The organism is Microbacterium sp. Leaf351 (assembly GCF_001423825.1).
GTDB lineage: Bacteria > Actinomycetota > Actinomycetes > Actinomycetales > Microbacteriaceae > Microbacterium > Microbacterium ginsengisoli.
In genome coordinates, this window is sequence record NZ_LMPK01000035.1 from 70,786 (window position 1) to 71,962 (window position 1,177).

Sequence of the window (1,177 nt, forward strand, 5' to 3'; positions counted from 1 at the left end):
GAGATCCGCACCCGCGGCGACATCATCGTCTTCATCGACGAGATCCACACGCTGGTCGGGGCGGGAGCCGCCGAGGGTGCGATCGACGCGGCATCCATTCTGAAGCCGCTGCTCGCCCGCGGCGAGCTGCAGACGATCGGTGCGACGACCCTCGACGAGTACCGCAAGCACTTCGAGAAGGATGCCGCGCTCGAGCGCCGCTTCCAGCCGATCCAGGTCGCCGAGCCGAGCCTGCCCCACGCGATCAACATCCTGAAGGGCCTGCGCGACCGCTACGAGGCGCACCACAAGGTGCAGATCACCGACGGCGCGATCGTCGCGGCGGCCAACCTCGCCGACCGCTACATCAGCGACCGCTTCCTGCCCGACAAGGCGATCGACCTGATCGACGAGGCGGGGGCGCGCCTGCGCCTGTCGATCCTGTCGAGCCCGCCCGAGCTGCGCGAGTTCGACGACAAGATCGCCAAGGTCCGTGAGGACAAGGAGCAGGCCAGCGAAGACCAGGACTTCGAGCGCGCCGCGGCCCTCCGCGACGAGGAGAAGTCGCTGCTCGCCGAGCGCCTGCGTCTCGAGAAGCAGTGGAAGAACGGGGATGTCGCCACCACCGCCGTCGTCGATGAGGGACTCATCGCCGAGGTGCTGGCCCAGGCGACCGGCATCCCGGTCTTCAAGCTGACCGAGGAGGAGTCGAGCCGTCTCGTCTTCATGGAGAAGGCGCTGCACCAGCGCATCATCGGCCAGGAGGAGGCGATCGCCGCCCTCGCGAAGACGATCCGTCGTCAGCGCGCCGGCCTGAAGGACCCCAAGCGTCCGTCGGGATCGTTCATCTTCGCCGGACCCACCGGTGTCGGCAAGACCGAGCTGGCCAAGGCGCTCGCCGAGTTCCTGTTCGACGACGAGGGCGCCCTGATCTCGCTCGACATGAGCGAGTTCGGTGAGAAGCACACCGTCTCTCGGCTGTTCGGTGCCCCTCCCGGCTTCGTCGGCTTCGAGGAGGGCGGCCAGCTCACCGAGAAGGTGCGCCGCAAGCCGTTCTCGGTGGTGCTGTTCGACGAGATCGAGAAGGCGCACCCCGACATCTTCAACTCGCTGCTGCAGATCCTCGAAGAGGGTCGTCTGACCGACGGTCAGGGGCGCGTGGTCGACTTCAAGAACACCGTGATCATCATGACGACGA

The 1,177-nt window shown here is 66.9% G+C and carries 1 pseudogene; it reads left to right on the forward strand.

The features are described from left to right. Window positions 1-1,177, forward strand: a pseudogene (locus ASG00_RS18250) (AAA family ATPase); the annotation flags it as partial.